Origin of the sequence: Planotetraspora thailandica (genome assembly GCF_016863335.1) — a bacterium.
In the GTDB taxonomy this organism is placed as follows: domain Bacteria; phylum Actinomycetota; class Actinomycetes; order Streptosporangiales; family Streptosporangiaceae; genus Planotetraspora; species Planotetraspora thailandica.
The window spans coordinates 69,431-86,096 of record NZ_BOOR01000005.1 but is presented as its reverse complement, the minus strand read 5'-3'; the positions used below and the strand labels follow the sequence as shown (position 1 = coordinate 86,096).

Genomic DNA, 16,666 nt, shown 5'->3' with positions numbered 1-16,666 from the left:
TCAGCGGCGATAGTCGGAGAGGTCAGATTCTCCGAAACCGAAAGGCCGCGATGAGATCCTTAGCCCGGCGCACCCTGGCCCTGCTGGTGGGTGCCGCCACGATGGCCGCCACAGCGACCGTGACGGTGGCCGTATCCCCCCTCCTGGCGGTGCCCGCCTCGGCCGAGCCGCCCGAGGTCACACTGTCCCTGTCGTCCGCCCAGGCCGCTCCCGGCGACTCGGTGACGGTCACGGCGACCGTCACGAATGTTCACGCCTTCACCGTCCTGAACGCCACCGCAAGGGTGTTCGGCAGCCCGGCAGGGCTTCCGTCATTCGCCACTCTGACCGGATGCGACGGCGCGATCGGCCCCTGCGGCACGGTGTCCGACGCGGGCGGTCCCATCGGTTTCGAGGCGCCGGTCGGCGCGCTGTCAGGCGGAGCATCGGCGACCGTCATCTTCACCCTGGCGATCGCGGACGACGCGCAGGACAGCGACCAGACCATCCGTGGCCAGCTCGGCGGTTCCAACTACGCGTCGGAGGTGGCAGACGGACCGACCCTGACCATCCTCGGCCAGGCGGACGCCGCGATCGGCCTCACCGCGCAGCCCAAGCTCGGGCTGCTCGCGCCCAAGATCGAGTTCACGCTGCGGGTGACCGGCAACGGGCCCGCCGCGCTGCGCAGCTCGACTGTGAAGACCTCCCTGCCCCCGGGGTTCACCGCCGTGTCGGGTGAGTGCGGCACGGCCCCTGGCACCGTCACGTGCACCACCGGGGAAGTGGCTCCCGGGTCTTCGGTGGTCAGGAAGTTCTCCGTGCCGATTCGGCTGCTGTCCATCGGCGTGCCGTACACCTTCACCGCCACGCGCACGGCATCGGTCCCGGTCGACCCGGTGGGCGGAAACGACTCCGCCCGAGTCCGGTGCACAGTCGTGTCCATCCTGCTGGTGAGCTGCGGCTAGTCTCCGCTTTCCCGCGCGGTTACGCCCCTTCCCGGCCGCGCCTCGGGAAGGGGCCGCATCTCAGATCCAGCTGCGGAACAGCATGCGGTCGAACCACTCGCCGTACGGGATCACCTGTGCGTCCAGCACAGGCGACAACCACCAGAAGTTCACGAGGACCAGCAGGGCGAACGCCCCGACCACCGAACTGCCGACGAGCCTGCGCCGTCCCGGCGCCGGGCCGAGGATCAGCCCGCTCGCCAGCACGATGGCCAAGATCATGAAAGGCAGCATCGGCAGGGCGTAGAACTGGTACATCGTCCGGTTGTCGGCCAGCGCGAAATAGAACCACGGCAGCCATCCCACGAGGTAGGCCCCCAGGACGGCTCCCGCCCGCCAGTCGCGCGAGGTGAGCCACCACCCGACCATGGCGACCAGCGCGGGAACGGCGAGGAACCAGATGACCGGGGTGCCGGTTCCGAGAATCGCCGACGTGCAGCTGCTCGCCCCGCATCCGCCTGCCGGCGTCTCGTAGTAGAACGCCACGGGCCGCAGCAGCAGCGGCCACTGCCAGGGCTCCGACTGGTAGGGATGCGCGGTGGACAGGTTTGCGTGGTAGCCGAGCATCTGCTTCTGGTAGCTCAGCCACGACCGCAGCGAGCTGAAGACGAAGTAGGGCCAGCCGCTCGACGTCGCCTCCGCCCAGTTGCGGCCCCAGCCCTTGTCGGTGGCGAACCAGCCTGCGTAGGAGGCCACCCAGGTGACCACAGGCACGACGGCCGTCCAGACGACGCCCAGCGGCAGGTCCAGCCGCCAGGAAACCCGGTACGGCCGAGCCTGGCCGATCGAACGGCGGGCGCCGGCATCCCACAGGAGCGTCATGATCGTGAAGGCGGCGACGAAATACGCCCCCGTCCATTTGGTGGCCAGCGCCGCGCCGAGGCACAGCCCGGCGGCCAGCCGCCAGGGACGCAGGCCCAACCGGGACGGCGCCGCGATGAGAGACCCCTCATACCAGGCGACCAGTCGCTCCCGGCTCCTGTCCCTGTCGACCACCAGGCAGGCGAACGCGGCGATCACCCACAAGGTCAGGAAGACGTCGAGCAGTGCCGTACGCGACAGCACGACGTGCATGGCGTCCAAAGCCAGCAGGAATCCCGCGAGGCAGCCGAGCAGGGTCGAGCGGGTCAGGCGGCGGGCGACCCTGGCGAGGATCAGGATGGACACGGACCCGGCCAGCGCCGCCATGAACCGCCACCCGAAAGGCGTGAGGCCGAACATCCACTCGCCGAGGCCGATCATCCATTTGCCGAGCGGGGGATGCGCGACGAAGGACCCACACTCGGCGGCCTGCGCGCAGGTCTTGAAGATCTGCGTGTTGCCGCCCAGCATCAGGGCATCGGCCGAGTCGACGAACTGGCGCTCGACGCCGTAGGTGATCGTGGAGAAGGCGTCCTTGGCGTAGAAGGTCTCGTCGAACACCACGGCGTGCGGCGTGCCGAGACGATAGAACCGGAGGAACGCCCCGAAAAGGGCCACGATCAGCGGGCCGAGCCAACCCCAGAGCCGGCTGCCGGGCATCGCGGGAAGGAGCCGGTCACGGACCGGCCGCGGCGCATCGCCGCCAGGCCCCCCGATCACCCAGTCGGCTGTCAGCGCCATTCGGGAATCTTAACGTCGCTAACCCCTGTAAATCTGGCCAAAGCCCCTACAGTTCACCGCCCTGTGCGGCACGGCGAAACAGGACGATCTGGAGCCCCATATCCTTTCGTGAATGATCTTCCTCATCCTGGGCAGAACGCGCGAAGCGACAACATCTACCGCGCGATGAAGCACCCACATGGGAGCGTCAAAGATGGATTTCGATGACGATGCGCGACTCGACGCGTCGCAGGTGGAAGACGTCGGCGGGGGACGTGGAGGCTTCCCCCGCGGCGGCATCGCCGTCGGAGGCGGGGCCGCCGGAATCATCGTGCTCCTTCTGGCCCTGATCTTCGGCATCAATCCGGGCGACATCACGGGACGAGATCAGCCACCCGCACTGCAGCCGGGCTCCGACCTCAGCCAGCAGTGCCGTACGGGCGCGGACGCCGACCAGTCGGAGAAGTGCCGGGTCGTCGGCGTGGTCAACAGCATCCAGGACTACTGGAGCGGGAAGATCGACGGCTACACCCCGGCGAAGACCATCCTCTACACGGGCGGCGTCCAGACCGCATGCGGGGCCGCCGAGTCCTCCGTCGGGCCGTTCTACTGCCCCGCCGACCAGCGGGTCTACATCGACCTGAACTTCTTCAACGACCTCCGCACGCGGTTCGGCGCGGAGGGCGGCCCGTTCGCGCAGGCCTACGTGATCGCCCACGAGTACGGCCACCACGTGCAGAACCTGCTCGGCACCATGGGCAGGGTCGGCCAGGCCGCGGGCGCCCAGGGGGCCTCCGTACGGCTCGAACTCCAGGCCGACTGCTTCGCGGGTGTGTGGGCCCGCAACGCCGTGAACACCGGCTTCTACGCCAAGCCGTTCAGCGACGCCGACATCCGGGAGGCGCTCGACGCGGCGGCGGCCGTCGGGGACGACCGTATCCAGGAGCAGATGAGAGGACGCATCAACCCGGAGGCGTTCACCCACGGCACCTCGGAGCAGCGCACGAAGTGGTTCGGCAACGGCTACAGGACCGGTGACCCGGCTCGGTGTGACACCTTCTCCGGCGGCATCTGACCAGTTCAGTCAGCTGAAGTCGCCCTCGAAGGCGAACAGTGGCATTCCTCTCCTAAACTACGTACCGTGATCTTTAAGTTGGTCGGCGATGGACGGCCCTACCCCGAGCACGGCCTGTCTCATCGGGAATGGGCGCAGATTCCGCCTCGGCAGGTCAGGCTCGACACCCTGATCACCACGAAGGCCGTGCTCGACCTGCACTCCCTGCTCGCACAGGACTCCACGTTCTACGGCGACCTGTTTCCGCATGTCGTCCAATGGAACGGCGAGCTCTACCTGGAGGACGGCCTCCATCGGGCCCTGCGCGCGGCCCTCCAGCAGCGCTCGGTTCTGCACGCGCGCATCCTCGAGATCTAACGCGGTCGGCGCCGCCTCAGCCCACAAAAGCATGCAATTGTCTATTTTGTATTGTTTTTGAGCTAGATTTCCTGGTCTGTCGGGCGCGCCATCGGTCCATGAGAGCCGCCGGCCTGCATGCGATCGGCGGCTCGTCGGCAGCGGTAAAGGTGGGACGCCGTCAGACGGCCACAGCCTCGATGACCACCATGTTCCCCGCCTCCGCCACCCGGGTCCGGCGAAGGCCGGCCTGAGTGAAGAGCGCGTCGTACTCGGCGAGGTCACGCTCGCGCCCTCCGGTCATGACCAGCATGTTGGCGTCCATCACCGGTGCGAGGCCAGGGGTGCCGACTGGTCCGACCAGCAGTTCCACCACCGCTACCCGGCCACCCTCGTTGAGAGACCTTCTGCAGTTCGCCAGGATGCGGACGGCCTGCTCGTCGTCCCAGTCGTGAACGATGTACCGCAGCAGGTAGAGGTCGGCGGCGGGAACCTCCTGGAAGAAGTCGCCGCCCACGACGTCGAAACGGTCGTCGAGGCCGTCCGCCTTGGCCGCTTCCAGCGCGGCCGGGACCACATCCGGCCGGTCGAGCACCACGCCCCGCATGCCGGGGTGGTTCCGCATGAGCTCGCGGATCAGGGAACCGTCCGCGCCGCCCACGTCCACGGTCAGGCCGGCCCCTCCGATCTGGCGGGCCACCTCGGCGTTGGTCATCGCTGTGATGTTCGCCAGCGACCGGGTGAAGTAGTGGGCCTCCTCCGGGTTCCCGGCCAGGTAATCCCAGACTTCGCTTCCGTAGGCGGCGGGACCCTGCGTCGCTCCGGAGCGGACGGCGTCGGGAAACCGGCCCCAGGGCTGCCAGTGGCCCGGGGCCGCCTGGGAGAGCGCGAGGTGGTGAAGGGAGTGCGGACTGTCCGGGTGCAGAGTGGCCAGCAGGCCCGTGCCCGCGAAGTGCACACCGTCGACGGAGGTGAGCAGGCCCAGCGATGCCAAGGTGCGCAGCAGCCGCCGGACGGCGTCCGGGTCGGCGAGCTCCGCCTCGGCGATCTCGCTCGCGGTCGTCAGCCCGCCGGCCACGTGCTCGGCGACGTTGAACACCGCCGCTGCACGTACCACCTGGCTCACCCAGAAACCGGTGACCATGGACATCATCCGCTCATAGTCCGCCATCACCGGAGCCGGATCGGGCATCTGAGCCGTCGTCATTTTCTTCTCCTCATGGTGTCTTCCGGCGTCGCGAAGAGGGGGCGCCGGCCCGCGCCGGCGTGCCGAAGAGGAGATCTGACGATGCCCCGGGCCGGCGTTCATGACCGCGGACACCAGCTCTTATCTCGCCGTCTTCCGTGGGCCGCCACGGAGACCCCGTCTCCCTTTTGTCCGGAACTGCAAATTCCGGTCGGACGCTAACAGCGTGCGCAGATGGCACATAAGTGGACTTTTTTGTCATAGGGGTCCGGCCACCCCTGTGAAGCGGCCATTGATCATCCGTACCGAGCTGCCGGCCGGGTGCCGTCCACTTAGCCGCTGTAACCTGGCGAAATGCGTGACGGGCGACAGCTGGGCGCGTTCCTTACCGCGCGGAGGAAGGTGACGCCCCGCGAGCAGGCAGGGCTCCCGACGGGCGGCCGACGGAAGGCCTCGGGGCTGAGCCGCGAGGAGATCGCCCATCTGGCCGGCATCAGTCACGACTACTACGTCCGGATCGAACAGGGCCGGGCGCCGCACCCCTCCTACCGGGTGCTCGACGCTCTGGCACAGGTCCTTCAACTCGATCCGGAAGCGACCCGATATCTGCACCGCCTCGCCAACCCCTGCACCGGCGAACCACCGGCCGCGGACCCTCCGGAGGCGAGGGCCGCACGGGTCGTCCAGAAGCTGCACTGGCCGGCGATCGCGCTCAACCGCCGTCTGGACGTGCTGGCCAGGAACCACCTGGCCACCCTCCTCCATGGGGGACTGCAGTACGGCGACAACCTGATGCGCATGCTCTTCCTCAACCCTGTGGCACACGAGGGCATCCTCGAGTGGGATCAGGAGGCCGCCCTCCACGTGGCCCACCTCCGCGCCGCGACCGGAGTCGCCGGCCACTCCTTCGCCGCCGAACTGGTCGAGGAGCTTTCGAGCGAGAGCAGGCGCTTCCATGAACTGTGGACCCGTTACGACGTGGGGCTCCTCAAGCCCAGCCCTCTGCGCCTGCGCTATCGCGGGCTGGGAGACCTGACGCTGGAACGCGAGACGTTGCTCGTCGCCGACGCCGACATGTTCGTCTTCACGTTGGAGCCCGAGATCGGCACGCCATCGGAAAGGGCGCTGTCCTTGATGGCCTCCGGCTGGATCTGACGCCCACCGGCGGAACCGCGAAGTGGATCGCGGAGCTGCCGCCCGTGTGGCCAAACCGTGAAAGCAAAAGAGCCGCCAACCTGTACACGCAGGTCAACGGCTCTTCTTCGGTGGCGGTGGAGGTGGGATTTGAACCCACGGATAGGTTGCCCCATCACACGCTTTCGAGGCGTGCGCCCTCGGCCACTAGGCGACTCCACCGCGCAGCAGCTTACCGGACGAACCCACCTGCCCGCGCATCCGTTTCGCTTCGGACAGACCCGGTGAGGCCGGGAGAACGCCTCAGGGCCGCCGCCCCGAGAAGAACTCCCTGAGTACGGCCGCGCACTCGTCGGCGAGCACCCCGCCGATCACCTCGGGGCGGTGGTTGAGCCGCCTGTCCCTGATCACGTCCCAGAGCGAGCCGGCCGCGCCCGCCTTCTCGTCGGCCGCGCCGTACACGACCCGGTCGACCCGGGAGAGCACGGCGGCGCCCGCGCACATCGTGCAGGGCTCCAGGGTGACGACGAGGGTATGTCCGGTCAGCCGCCACTCCCCGGCCGCGCGGGCGGCGGCGCGCAGGGCGAGCACCTCGGCATGGGCGGTGGGATCGGCGGCGGCCTCGCGGTCGTTGCCCGCGGTCGACACCACGGCTCCGGCGGCGTCGATCACGACCGCCCCGACCGGGACCTCGCCCCGTTCACCCGCGCGTACGGCTTCCGCCAGCGCCAGGCGCATGGCCGGTTCGAACTCCCGCAGGGGTGAGGCGGTCACCGCAACCGGTCGAACTCGTCGGCGAAGGACAGCCGCTCCGCGATCACCGACAGGATGTCCGCGGGAAGCACGCCCTCTTCCATGCTGAGCTCCAGCAGCTCCTCGGCGCTCAGGGAGAAGTCGGCGAGCAGGTTGAAGTCTCCGGCCGGCCGTACACCGAGATCGGGGGTGTCCTTGTCCACGACCACGCCCGCGAGCTCGGCGAAGATCTCCCCAAGGTGATCGTTCAGGCCGGCGTGCTCGTCGGAGAGGAAGACCCGCGGGTCGGCGTCCCCGTCGTAGCGGACGATGGCGAACCACTCGTCCTCGATCTCCACGCAGAGCAGGGCCAGTTCGTCGCCGTTCAGGCCGAGCGCCTCCTGGACGGCGTCACCCAGGTCATCGGCGATCTCGACGTCGCCGAGGTCCACCTCGGTGCCGCTCCAGCCGCCGTCGATCTTCACGAAGGCGGCGGAGAAGAGATTCGGTCTGGAGGGCATGGCCGGCTCCCGAGATCAGCCGATGGCGGCGTCGACGGCGCGTTCGAACTGCTGGGAGAAGCCCAGCCTGGCGGCGATGCTCGACAGGACCTCGTCCGGCAGCAGATCGAGGTCGCCGGAAAGGGCTCCGAGCTCCATCTCGTCGAGCCCGAGGTCGGCGAAGATCGACAGATCGCCCGCGGGGAGCACGCTGTCGAGCTCCTCCTCCTCGGGGACGGGCACGTCCAGGTATTCGAGGACCTGCTGGGCCAGCGGCCAGTCCCAGGATGCGGTGATGTCGGAGAGGAAAAGCCCTATCTCTTCGCCAAAGACCCGTAACGCCACGAAGAAGTCATCCCCCACAGCAACCAGGCCAATCGTGGTCCCCATGCTGGGCGTCTGGCGCAAGGCCTGGATCAACCCACGCAGATCCGAGGTGAGCGCCACGGGAAGCATCTCGGCCTCCCATTTGTCATCCTCGCGATAGACCACGATGGCGAAGTCAAGCGCGTCCACGTCTGTCATCGTCATCCCCACCGGCACGGTCCTCACGTCACGTAATGGTCCCAGACTCCCACTCCCACCGTCCGGCGCTCTCCCCAAATTGTGATCAAAAGAGTCAGGCGACGTCGATGACCCGCCCGGGGGACGGTAACTTTTGTAACCATGAAAACCCTGGTAGTCGATCATCCGCTCGTCGCCCACAAGCTGACCACGCTTCGCGATGTCCGGACCGACTCGCCGACGTTCAGGCGTCTGGCCGACGAGCTCGTCACCCTGCTCGCCTACGAGGCCACCCGTGACGTCCGCGTCGTCGACGCGACGGTCGACACCCCCCTCGCGCCCGCCCACGGCGTACGGCTGGCCCGGCCGGCCCCGCTCGTCGTGCCGATCCTTCGCGCAGGGCTCGGCATGCTCGACGGGATGACGCGTCTGCTGCCGACGGCCGAGGTCGGATTCCTGGGCATGATCCGCGACGAGTCCACGCTGAAGGCCCAGACGTACGCCACCCGGCTGCCCGAGGATCTGTCCGGCCGCCAGTGCTACGTGCTCGACCCGATGCTCGCCACAGGCGGCACACTCGCGGCGGCCATCCACTTCCTGTTCGACCGCGGGGCGGAGGACGTGACGGCCATCTGCCTTCTGGCCGCCCCCGAAGGCATCGCCCGCATGGACGACGAGTTCAAGGGCTCCGACAAGCCCATCCGGGTCGTGACCGCCGCGCTCGACGAACGCCTCAACGACCAGGGCTACATCGTTCCCGGCCTCGGCGACGCGGGAGACCGTCTCTACGGCGTGGTCTGAGCCCGCAGTCTGAGCCCGCAGTCTGAGCCCGCGAAGTCCGGGCTCATCCGCCTGTGAACCGCGGCGTCCGCACGCCGCGGTTCCCCCGATGAGACCGTCTTTCTTTCCCCGGCGTGGTCGCGCCGCTCTCCCGCAACTCCCGCGCCATAGTTACACTGCGCCCCCTCTTGGGTACGCAGAGTTACAGACGACGTCTCTTCGCGTTCGCGCGAGCGGGCGCGCATCGGGGAGAGCCATGAGTCAACTTCCGGACAGTGAACAGTATGAGCAGGTCGAGGCCATGCTCAGGGACGAGTTCGCCGGAATTCACCCCGCGGCGACCGTCAACCGTTGTGTTCAGGCCGCGCATCACGGAGCGCTGGAAGTGACCGGCCACGCACCGGCGAGCCTGGTGGAGCGCATCGCCCGCAAGCATCTGCGGGTCCTGGCCACCGCGGCGGCGGAACGGAGGTGACGGCGTCCTATATCGGCTTCGTCCGACAGTTGGATTTTGCCGCTTTACCGAACTAGCGGCCTGGGTAATGTATAGCTCATGGGAGTGGTGACGGCAGTGCAGGCCAAGAAAGTCCTTAAGTGGGGAGCCATCGGAGTGGCGGCCTTCTATCTCTTGTCCAAGCCCGCTGACGCGGCGCAGACGGTCCAGGGCGCGTTCAACGGCCTTGTGAGCGCGGGCAACTCGATGTCGCAGTTCTTCGCCAAGCTGACATGAGACTTGTGACCCACGGGGACTCTGCCCCGTCGTCGGTCAACCGTTACCTCCTCCCCCATGAACAACAAGTCATCATGGTCCGGCGCCATCCGGCCGTCCTGCTCCGGCCCGTCGCTGAGATCTTCGGCGGGCTCATCATCGCGGGCCTGCTCAGCAAATGGCTGAGCGGCAACGGTGGGGGCCAGGCTCTCGTCATCGTGTGGTGGGCCTGGCTGCTCCTCCTTATCCGCTTCGTGTGGAAGGTGGCGGAATGGTCGGTCGACTATTTCGTCGTCACCTCGCAGCGCATGCTCCTCACCACCGGCCTCATCACCCGCAAGGTCGCGATGATGCCGCTGGGCAAGGTCACCGACATGAGCTTCCAGCGATCACTGCTGGGGCGCCTGCTCGGTTACGGAGAGTTCGTACTTGAGTCCGCCGGCCAAGATCAGGCACTGCGGACCGTCCCCTACATCCCCTACCCGGAGACCTTGTATTTGGAGGTCTGCCAAATGATCTTCCCCAGCAAGGATAACGACGACGACTAGGTTGCCCTGACTCTCAGCACTCTCAGCGTCTCGTGATCGAACCTTCATCGTCGTGATTCTTGACGGAGGGTTACACGATTCGGTCGCTTCATGCCATTATGGCGAGACCATTGACCATTCCCCCGCCCTGAGAGATCCAATGCCGAGTCAGGGAACCATCGGTGACCGCGTCCGCGGATTGCGGTTGAGCAGGCGCATGTCGCAGGCCCAGTTGGCCGGGCCTGACCTGTCCGACAGTTATGTCTCACTTATCGAGTCCGGCAAGCGGACGCCTACACCGGTCGTTGCGCGGCTTCTGGCCGAGCGGCTGGGCTGTACCACCGAGTTCCTGCTCCACGGCATAGAGCCGCGGCAGCGGATCGACACCGAGCTCGGCCTGCGCCACGCCGAGCTCGAGCTTTATCACGGCGACCCCGCGGTTGCGGCCGACCGTTTCAGTGACATCGTCAAGGCCGCCGGCGAGGACAACGCCTTGCTCGCCGCCCACGCGCGGCTCGGCAGGGCTCGCGCCCTGGAAGCCCAGGGACGGACCGGGCGTGCCGTCGAGGCCTACGAGCGGCTGCGCCGCGAGGCCGCCGCGCACCCCGAGCGCCTGGCAGATCTTCCCCTGGCCGTGGCCCTGTGCCGCTGCTACAACAAGGCCGGCGACGTGCTGCGTGCGCGCAACCTCGGCGCCTACGCCCTCTCCCAGGTGGAGCGGCTCGGGCTCGTCCGCGGTGAGACCGCCGTGGAGCTGGCGCTCGCGCTGGTGGAGACCGGCACGGGCCTGCCGTACGTGGAGCAGGTCATGGCGGCCACCGGCACGCCGGCGCCGTCCGGCCATAACGCGGAGTCCCTTGAGTTGTGGCGTGCGAGCGTCACCGCCGCCGAGGGCGAGGACTCGGCTCTGGCCGTCCAGCTCGCCGACGACGCCCTCGCCGCCGGACGCGCCGGACGCATGGCCGTCCGTCACGCACGGATCGCGATGCACTGGGCGATGATCACGGCCAGTGATGTCCAAGCCACGGATTTGGACCGAGCCAACGAGCTCGCCGAGTCGGCGAGCACCGTTTTCGCCGATCTCACGGCTCATGTCGAGGAGCACGCCCTCAGCCTCGTGGTGCTGTCTCACGTGCGAATCCGGCTCGGGGAAGCGGATTCCGCGGTGCGTCTCGCCGATCAGGCACTGGATCTGCTGGCCGGCTCCCCCGGCATCACAGCGGCCCGGGCTCACCTGGTGCTCGCCGAAGTCGCTTTGGCACGATCCGAAGACGCCGCTCCCACGCTCCGGCGCGCTCGGGACCTGCTGGAGGGGCACCCCGACGCGCACGACCGGGAGACGGCGCGAACCTGGCGCATGCTGGGTGACCTGTGGGGACAGGCCGGTTCCGTGGAGGAACAGGCCGGTGCGTATCGTAAGGCGCTGGAGGCCGTCGGCGTCCAGGTGACCATTCCAGGATCCACCGCGGCGACCGTACTCACTCATTGAGCCTCCCTGGAGCCCTTACTCAGGGCTCTGGAATAATTGGGGTCGGCCAGTCATTCAGTCATGGGATGACTGGTGTTTCCCAGAGGAGGCGGACTGTGAGTCTGCGGACGGCGCAGCGGGCGTCTCTCGTCGACCAGGTGATCGACCAGCTCAAGGAGCAGATCACCTCTGGTTCCTGGCAGATGCACGCCAAAATCCCTACTGAGACTGTGCTGGCCGAGCACCTCGGGGTCGGCCGCAACACGGTGCGCGAGGCCGTACGTGCGCTGACCCATGCCGGGCTGCTGGAGTGCCGGCAAGGTGACGGCACCTATGTGCGGGCGACCAGCGAGCTGTCCGGTGCCATGGCCAGGCGGCTGCGTACGGCCGAGCAACTGGAGATCCTCGAGGTCCGGCGGGCACTCGAGGTCGAGGCGGCCAGGCTGGCCGCCACCCGGCGGACCGACACGGACATCACCTCGATGGAAGCCGCCCTGGCCAAGCGGGAGAAGGCCTGGGCGCACGGCGACCCGGACGGGTTCGTGGAGGCCGACCTGGCGTTCCACATCGCCGTCGTCGAGGCGACTCACAACAACGTGCTCATGGAGCTGTACGTCGACTTCTCGGCCGCCCTCCGGGCCAGTATCGCCGCGGCGGGCGGTTCGCTGGAGCAGAACTACATCCCCCACGACGCCATCGTGCGGGCGATCGTCGCCGGTGACGCGGCGGCCGCCGAGCGGGCCGGGCACGCGTGCATGGAGCACATCCTCATCGCGCTGACCGAATCGCAGGACCTGAGCGCCTGACCGCCCGCCGGTGCTAGCCGGCGAGGCGGAGCGACATCACGAGGTAGCGGAAGTCGGGATCGTCTCCGGCGTTGGCGATCAGCGCAGGGCGGGTGGGCGAATCCATCTCGAGCCGGGCCCGCTCGGTCTCGACTCCCGCCAGCCCGTCGAGCAGGAAATGCGGCTGGAACGCGATCTGGATGTCGTCGCCGTCGAGCTCGGCCTCCAGCACCTCGGCTCCCCGGCCGATATCGCCTCCACCAGCCTGGATCAGCACCCGACCCTGCGAGAACGACAGTCGCACGGCCGTGTTGCGCTCGGCGACGAGCACGACTCGCTTGATCGCCTCGACGAAGGGGGCGACGTCGAGCTCGGCGTGGATCGCCCAGTCGGCGGTCAACCGGGACCGGTAGTCGATGAACTGGTCGTCCAGCAGCCGCACGGTGGTGATGCGGCCCTGGCTCTCGAATCCGGCCACGTTGTCGTCGAGGCCGATCGTGACTTCGCCGCCGCGCAGGGAACGCGCCACCTCGACCAGCACCCGTGCGGGCACCATCACCGCGTGCCGCTCGTCCTGCCGCTCGGGATGCCAGAGGAAGTCCCTGGCCGCGATCCGGTAGCGGTCGGTCGCGGCCATCGACATCTGGACGCCGTCGATGTCGATCCGGATGCCCGTCAGCATCGGCAACGTGTCGTCACGGCTCGCCGCAGAGGCGACCTGGCCGACGGCGGTCGCGAAGAGCCCTCCCCCGACGGCGCCGACCTTGGGCGGCATGGCGGGGATCGAAGGGAAGTCCCCGTCGGGCATGGTGAGCAGGCCGAACTCGGCGCTGCCGCAGGTGAGCACCACCTCGGAGCCGCTGCGGAGGAACTCGACCGGCCGGTCGGGCAGGCTCCGGGTGATCTCTGCGAGCACCTTGCCGGGGATGAGCACCCGTCCCGGCTCCGCGACGTCGGCCTCCACCTCGGCCCGCGCGGAGACGTCGTAGTCGAAGGCGGAGACGCGCAGACCGTCGCCCGCCTCCAGGAGCAGGCCCGACAGCACCGGAACGGCCGGGCGGCCCGGTAGAACGCGAGCCGTCCACGCCACCGCGTCGGCGAGCACATCGCGATTCACCTGGAACTTCACCATGACCTCCTGCGACCATCAGCGCCGAGCCGTACCTGGCTGAAGGTAACCGGCGAGACCGACAGAAACGGTCGTGAACCAGTGTGCCATTGGCAAGGGCGGTCTATTTGTCGTTGAGATAGGCCAGCACGGCGAGCACCCGCCGGTTGTCGTCGTCGGAGGGTGCCAGGCCCAGCTTGGCGAAGATGTTCGCGGTGTGTTTGCCGACGGCGCTGTCGCTCAGGTAGAGCCGCTGGCCGATCGCGGCGTTCGACCGGCCCTCGGCCATGAGCTCGAGCACCTCGCGCTCCCGCGGGGTCAGGCGGCCGACGGGCTCGTTGCGGGCGTTGCTCGCCAGCAGCTTGGCGATGACCTCGGGGTCCATCGCCGTTCCTCCCGCGGCGACGCGGCGGACGGCGTCGATGAACTGCTCGCTGTTGAACACGCGGTCCTTCAGCAGATAGCCGATGCCGCCCGAGCCGTCCGCGAGCAGCTCGCGCGCGTAGAGCTGCTCCACGTGCTGTGACAGAACCAGAACCGGCAGGCCGGGGATGCGCTTGCGCGCCGCCAGAGACGCCTGGAGCCCCTCGTCGGTGAAGGTCGGCGGAAGCCGTACGTCGACGACGGCGACGTCGGGGCGTTCCCTGACCAGGGCGTCGAGCAGCTCCGGCCCCGACTCCACGGCCGCGACCACCTCCAGGCCGTGGGCCCGGAGCAGGTGAACCAGGCCTTCACGGAGAAGATGCAGGTCCTCGGCCAGAACTACGCGCACGCCGCGTCCTTCGCGTTCCGGTGGCGCGCGGTCAGGACGGAGGCGGTCGCGAGCATCCCGGCCCCCAAGACGATCATGCCGATGATGGTCGGCCACTGGAGCCGCTCAGGCATGTACAGCGCCAGAAACCATGACTTCTCGGGCGTACCAACCAACTTCAGGATCATCGCCACGAACCCCTGTGGAAACAGTGGAATCCAGCAGAGGCTCCAGCATATGCCCGTGGTGATCGTCCGCCAGGTGACCGGCGGGCGCGGGGAGACCGACAACGCGCGGGGAAGTTCGATGACGGCCGTGGTGGGACCACCGGGCGGGCTGCTGAGCGCGAGCACGCCGTCGAACGCGGCGAGCCTGCGCTCGATGCCGGCCAGACCGGTGCCCCGGGACGGGTCGGCTCCGCCGTGCCCGTCGTCGCGCACCGTGATGCGCAACGTGGGGCCCTGGCAGCTGATGTCGATCCACGCCTCGCTCGCGCCGCTGTGCCGTACGACATTGGTGAGCAGCTCGCTGACCGCGAAATAGGCGGCCGACTCCAGGGGGGCGTCCAGCTTTCCCGGCAGGTCCACGCTCACGTGGGTGCGGACCGCGGTGTCCAGGGCCACGGCCCGTACGGCGTCGCCGAGGCCCCGCTCGGCGAGCACCGGGGGATGGATGCCCCGCACAAGCTGCCTGAGCTCCTGCAACGCGGTCGATGACGCCTCCCTCGCCTTGGCGAGCAGCGCCCGTGCGGCGGCCGGGTCGGACTCCATCAGCTCCTCGGCCGCGCCGATCGTCATGCCCACGGCGACGAGACGGGCCTGCGCGCCGTCGTGCAGGTCGCGTTCGATGCGCCGCAACTCGGCCGCCTGGGAGTCGACCACCTCCGTGCGGGCGCGGGCCAGCCGGTCGACCTGCTGCGCCAGTCTCGCCTTCTCCGTGGAGCCGAGGAACGTGCGGGCGATGACGCCGTACACGTGAAGCGCCCAGGGGGCGTACCAGCGGGCCGACGCGATCGCGAGCAGCGGCCAGGTGAGGCCGATCAGGTTGCCGCCGGCCAGTTGCACGGCGCCCACGACCACGAGCAGCAGGGGAGCGCCGGCGATCAGGCCGCCCGCCCACATGTCCGCAGCCAGGAAGCCGAAGTCACGCCAGGTGGCCGAGTCCTTGAGCAGCCAGTTCAGCCGCCTGTTGAACGCGGGGATGAGCGGGGTTTTGTAGAGCGAGCGGCCGTCTCTGTACCAGCCCTCGGCGATCGGGACCGGAGGAGCCGGCTCGGGCAGGTACGGCTCGTCGACCGGCGTTCCGGTCCACGCGGCGACCAGGCGACGGTTCAGCCGCGTCATCCTTCGCATGAGCCGCACGGTCGCGGGAAACAGGAAGACCATGCCCACCGAGCTCAGCAGCATGCCGACAAGCACCACGGCGGCGACCACCTGACTGAACACGGCCACGCAGAAAAGCCCTGCCCCCTTCGCCAGCGCCGGCACCGTTCCTCTTTCGCTCATGCCGCCAGTGTGGGACAGACGCGGCGGCCGGGACAGTGGTCTCAGATGCCGGAGAAGGTGGGGGTAGGTACACCCCACGTCGGTCCGCAGCCGCATTCCGGCGCGGGCATGCCGTTCCTACCGTCGACAGCATGGCAATCATCACCGTGGAGAACCTCCACAAGACGTACGGCACGCACGTCGCCGTGGACGACGTCTCGTTCTCGGTGGACGAGGGCGAGATCTTCGGCATCGTCGGGCGCAACGGCGCGGGCAAGACGACGACGGTCGAGTGCGTCGCCGGCCTGCGAACCCCCACCTCGGGCCGCGTGACCGTGGACGCCGACCTCAAACAGCAGGTCGGCGTCCAGCTCCAGGACTGCACCCTGCCCGACAAGATCAGAGTGGGCGAGGCCCTCGCGCTCTACGCCTCGTTCTACTCCCGGCCCGCCGACTGGCGCGCACTGCTGGAGGAGACCGGCCTCGACCCTCGTACGGCTTTCGCCAAGCTCTCCGGCGGCCAGCGGCAGCGGCTGTCGATCGCGCTCGCACTCGTCGGAAACCCCAGGATCGCGATCCTCGACGAGCTGACCACCGGTTTGGACCCCCAGGCGCGGCGGGACACGTGGGAGTCGATCGCCCGCATGCGCGAACGCGGCGTGACGGTGCTGCTCATCTCGCACTTCATGGAGGAGATCGAGCGGCTCTGCGACCGCGTGCTGGTCGTCTCCGCGGGGCGCGCGCTCGCGATCGACACTCCCGCCGGCCTGGTCGTCCGGGTGAGCGGCGGCCAGCGGATCTCCTTCAGAACCTCGGCCTCCGTGGACGCGCTGAAGGACCTGCCCGACGTGACGTCGGTGTCCCGCGACGGCGACGAGGTCGTCGTGACCGGCACGGACGACGTCCTCACCGCGGTCGTGAACACGCTGCCCGCCTCCCAGCTGTCCGCCCTCCGCATGGAGCGGACCACCCTCGACGACGCGTTCCTCGCGCTGACCGGCCACCCGGCCTCTTAGGAGACGT

Annotated in this window: 19 protein-coding genes and 1 tRNA gene; 11 read left to right on the top strand and 9 right to left on the bottom strand. The window is 68.5% G+C overall.

The window, feature by feature from the left end; genetic code table 11:
• The first annotated feature begins 50 nt into the window (after nt 1–50).
• The gene (locus tag Pth03_RS03220) at nt 51–944 is read left to right on the top strand and encodes a DUF11 domain-containing protein (protein ID WP_203942574.1); all 894 of its coding nucleotides are present in this window, start codon (nt 51–53) and stop codon (nt 942–944) included.
• 60 nt (nt 945–1,004) lie between these two features.
• Here Pth03_RS03220 and Pth03_RS03215 read toward each other — a convergent pair whose 3' ends face one another.
• Nucleotides 1,005–2,585, bottom strand: a complete 1,581-nt coding sequence (locus tag Pth03_RS03215; protein WP_239118721.1) for a dolichyl-phosphate-mannose--protein mannosyltransferase — start codon at nt 2,583–2,585, stop codon at nt 1,005–1,007.
• Between the two features lie 193 nt (nt 2,586–2,778).
• On the opposite strand from Pth03_RS03215, the gene ypfJ reads away from it, so the two are divergent.
• Together ypfJ and Pth03_RS03205 are read left to right on the top strand one after the other, a co-directional pair.
• Entirely contained in the window at nt 2,779–3,639 is an 861-nt protein-coding gene (gene ypfJ / locus Pth03_RS03210; protein ID WP_203942573.1) for a KPN_02809 family neutral zinc metallopeptidase, read from the top strand.
• Between the two features lie 66 nt (nt 3,640–3,705).
• Nucleotides 3,706–3,996, top strand: a complete 291-nt coding sequence (locus Pth03_RS03205) for a type II toxin-antitoxin system VapB family antitoxin (protein ID WP_203942572.1) — start codon at nt 3,706–3,708, stop codon at nt 3,994–3,996.
• 160 nt (nt 3,997–4,156) lie between these two features.
• Here Pth03_RS03205 and Pth03_RS03200 read toward each other — a convergent pair whose 3' ends face one another.
• On the bottom strand, nt 4,157–5,182 hold the full coding sequence (locus tag Pth03_RS03200; RefSeq protein WP_203942571.1) for a methyltransferase: 1,026 nt from the start codon (nt 5,180–5,182) through the stop codon (nt 4,157–4,159).
• A gap of 333 nt (nt 5,183–5,515) precedes the next feature.
• Between Pth03_RS03200 and Pth03_RS03195 the strand changes: the two genes are divergently transcribed.
• Nucleotides 5,516–6,316, top strand: a complete 801-nt coding sequence (locus Pth03_RS03195) for a helix-turn-helix transcriptional regulator (RefSeq protein ID WP_203942570.1) — start codon at nt 5,516–5,518, stop codon at nt 6,314–6,316.
• A gap of 111 nt (nt 6,317–6,427) precedes the next feature.
• On the opposite strand, the gene Pth03_RS03190 is transcribed toward Pth03_RS03195, so the two are convergent.
• The 4 genes from Pth03_RS03190 to Pth03_RS03175 all read right to left on the bottom strand — a co-directional run bounded on the left by Pth03_RS03190 (nt 6,428) and on the right by Pth03_RS03175 (nt 8,058).
• Nucleotides 6,428–6,517: transfer RNA gene (locus tag Pth03_RS03190), tRNA-Ser, on the bottom strand.
• Nucleotides 6,518–6,598: 81 nt separating this feature from the next.
• Nucleotides 6,599–7,033 (bottom strand): tRNA adenosine(34) deaminase TadA, encoded by a 435-nt coding sequence (gene tadA / locus Pth03_RS03185; protein WP_203942742.1) that lies wholly within the window; start codon nt 7,031–7,033, stop codon nt 6,599–6,601.
• Nucleotides 7,034–7,065: 32 nt separating this feature from the next.
• Nucleotides 7,066–7,548, bottom strand: a complete 483-nt coding sequence (locus tag Pth03_RS03180; RefSeq protein ID WP_203942569.1) for a tRNA adenosine deaminase-associated protein — start codon at nt 7,546–7,548, stop codon at nt 7,066–7,068.
• A 15-nt stretch (nt 7,549–7,563) separates the two neighbouring features.
• Nucleotides 7,564–8,058, bottom strand: a complete 495-nt coding sequence (locus tag Pth03_RS03175; protein ID WP_203942741.1) for a tRNA adenosine deaminase-associated protein — start codon at nt 8,056–8,058, stop codon at nt 7,564–7,566.
• A 135-nt stretch (nt 8,059–8,193) separates the two neighbouring features.
• Here Pth03_RS03175 and upp point away from each other — a divergent pair, with 135 nt between their 5' ends.
• The 6 genes from upp (at nt 8,194) to Pth03_RS03145 (ending at nt 12,321) form a co-directional block, all read left to right on the top strand.
• A complete protein-coding gene (gene upp, locus Pth03_RS03170) occupies nt 8,194–8,832 on the top strand; it encodes a uracil phosphoribosyltransferase (RefSeq protein ID WP_203942568.1) in 639 nt (212 codons plus the stop codon).
• A 235-nt stretch (nt 8,833–9,067) separates the two neighbouring features.
• A complete protein-coding gene (locus Pth03_RS03165; protein WP_203942567.1) occupies nt 9,068–9,286 on the top strand; it encodes a three-helix bundle dimerization domain-containing protein in 219 nt (72 codons plus the stop codon).
• A gap of 78 nt (nt 9,287–9,364) precedes the next feature.
• Complete coding sequence (locus Pth03_RS03160) at nt 9,365–9,541, top strand: hypothetical protein (protein ID WP_203942566.1); 177 nt, start codon at nt 9,365–9,367, stop codon at nt 9,539–9,541.
• Complete coding sequence (locus Pth03_RS03155; RefSeq protein WP_203942565.1) at nt 9,538–10,068, top strand: PH domain-containing protein; 531 nt, start codon at nt 9,538–9,540, stop codon at nt 10,066–10,068. Before Pth03_RS03160 ends, Pth03_RS03155 begins: the two co-directional genes overlap by 4 nt.
• 139 nt (nt 10,069–10,207) lie before the next feature.
• On the top strand, nt 10,208–11,536 hold the full coding sequence (locus Pth03_RS03150; RefSeq protein ID WP_203942564.1) for a helix-turn-helix domain-containing protein: 1,329 nt from the start codon (nt 10,208–10,210) through the stop codon (nt 11,534–11,536).
• A gap of 95 nt (nt 11,537–11,631) precedes the next feature.
• Nucleotides 11,632–12,321 carry a FadR/GntR family transcriptional regulator gene (locus Pth03_RS03145; protein WP_203942563.1) on the top strand — a complete coding sequence of 230 codons (690 nt, stop codon included), beginning with the start codon at nt 11,632–11,634 and terminating at the stop codon, nt 12,319–12,321.
• Between the two features lie 13 nt (nt 12,322–12,334).
• Here the strand turns inward: Pth03_RS03145 and dnaN are convergent, their stop codons facing one another.
• From dnaN to Pth03_RS03130, 3 genes are all read right to left on the bottom strand, one after another.
• Complete coding sequence (dnaN, locus tag Pth03_RS03140) at nt 12,335–13,429, bottom strand: DNA polymerase III subunit beta (RefSeq protein ID WP_203942740.1); 1,095 nt, start codon at nt 13,427–13,429, stop codon at nt 12,335–12,337.
• 103 nt (nt 13,430–13,532) lie between these two features.
• On the bottom strand, nt 13,533–14,180 hold the full coding sequence (locus Pth03_RS03135; protein ID WP_203942562.1) for a response regulator: 648 nt from the start codon (nt 14,178–14,180) through the stop codon (nt 13,533–13,535).
• Entirely contained in the window at nt 14,171–15,664 is a 1,494-nt protein-coding gene (locus Pth03_RS03130) for a sensor histidine kinase (protein WP_203942561.1), read from the bottom strand. The genes Pth03_RS03135 and Pth03_RS03130 overlap by 10 nt, the downstream gene beginning before the upstream one ends.
• Nucleotides 15,665–15,795: 131 nt before the next feature.
• Here Pth03_RS03130 and Pth03_RS03125 point away from each other — a divergent pair, with 131 nt between their 5' ends.
• Nucleotides 15,796–16,659: an ABC transporter ATP-binding protein gene (locus Pth03_RS03125; protein ID WP_203942560.1), complete on the top strand. Its 864-nt coding sequence runs from the start codon at nt 15,796–15,798 to the stop codon at nt 16,657–16,659.
• The last annotated feature ends 7 nt before the right edge of the window (nt 16,660–16,666 follow it).